Source organism: Microcoleus sp. S13_C5, from assembly GCF_036700845.1.
Lineage (GTDB): Bacteria > Cyanobacteriota > Cyanobacteriia > Cyanobacteriales > Microcoleaceae > Microcoleus.
The window spans coordinates 1-1,150 of record NZ_JAUBPR010000306.1 but is presented as its reverse complement, the minus strand read 5'-3'; the positions used below and the strand labels follow the sequence as shown (position 1 = coordinate 1,150).

Sequence of the window (1,150 nt, the reverse complement as noted above, 5' to 3'; positions counted from 1 at the left end):
GCAAATTAGTTCGTTGTCATCTTACAATTTTATTCTTGAAGCCCTATTCTATGCAGCTTCATATTAAATTGGTATTATCGCTGGTTAAACCTACAGTCACATCTGCCGTGGGTTGACTTTTGAGTTGAACTGTAAATGTGGCTTTACCACCCGCCTCAGTGGTAGTTAATCCTGTGGTCGGTGTGATGGTAATGCCAGCAGTATCATTGTCAGTAATCGTCACACTTTGGTTAATGGTAGCTCCTAATGCTATCCCGGATGACGGGCTGCTAATTGTTAAAGTAGCTGTTTCCACACCTTCGATAAGAAAATCATCATTAACTGTGACGGTTACTTGCCCCGTATTACTGCCATCGAGTATCGTGATTTGAGCGGGAATAGCAGCAGTAAAATCAGCAGGGCTAGCAGTACCATTTAATGCTAAATCAAGGGTTTGAGCGCCGACGACGTTACCTTCAGCAGTGGCGGTAAAGGTAATAGCTGTTGTCCCGGTTTCGCTGGCAGTAGTTTTGCTGGCAGTGAGGTTAACTTTTGGTACGGGAATGGTGATATTAAAGGTGGATATGTCGGAAAGGTCAACACCACCATTTGCTGTACCACCGCTATCTTGCAGTTGCACGCTTACGGTGGCAGTACCGGGTTTGCCGCTGGGAGTGTAGGTAAGTGTGCCATTGGTTGCTACACTTGGTTGAGTGGTAAATAAGGTGTTGTCGGTGTTAGTAACCGTGTAGTTGCTAACTGTTTGACTTGATTCATTGGCGGGACCGAAAGTAACGCTATTTACCCAATTACTGACAGTTTGAATTGTGTTTGTCCAAGCTGTTAGGGTTTGATTCCCTAAGTTGGTGAAACTGGGTTTGTCATTGACTGAGTTAACGGTAATCGTAAAGTTTTGTACTGCGGAAGTATCGACACCGCCGTTAGCAGTGCCACCGCTATCTTGTACTTTGACATCAAAGGTAGAAGTGCCATTAGCATCGGTGGCGGGGGTGTAGGTGAGGTTGCCGCTTGCATCTATTGCTGGCGATGTGGCAAATAAGCTAGGGGTGCCGATGTTACTAACAGTGTAGGTAGCGGTTTGGGCAGCTTCGTTGGCTGCACCGGCGTTGAAGGTGGCCCAATTTGTGACTGTTTGCGCTCCTGCGTCTTC

Annotated in this window: 1 pseudogene; it reads right to left on the bottom strand. The window is 46.5% G+C overall.

Annotated features, from left to right (window positions below):
* Window positions 1-58: 58 nt before the first annotated feature.
* Window positions 59-1,150, bottom strand: a pseudogene (locus QUA04_RS29770) (hypothetical protein); the annotation flags it as partial.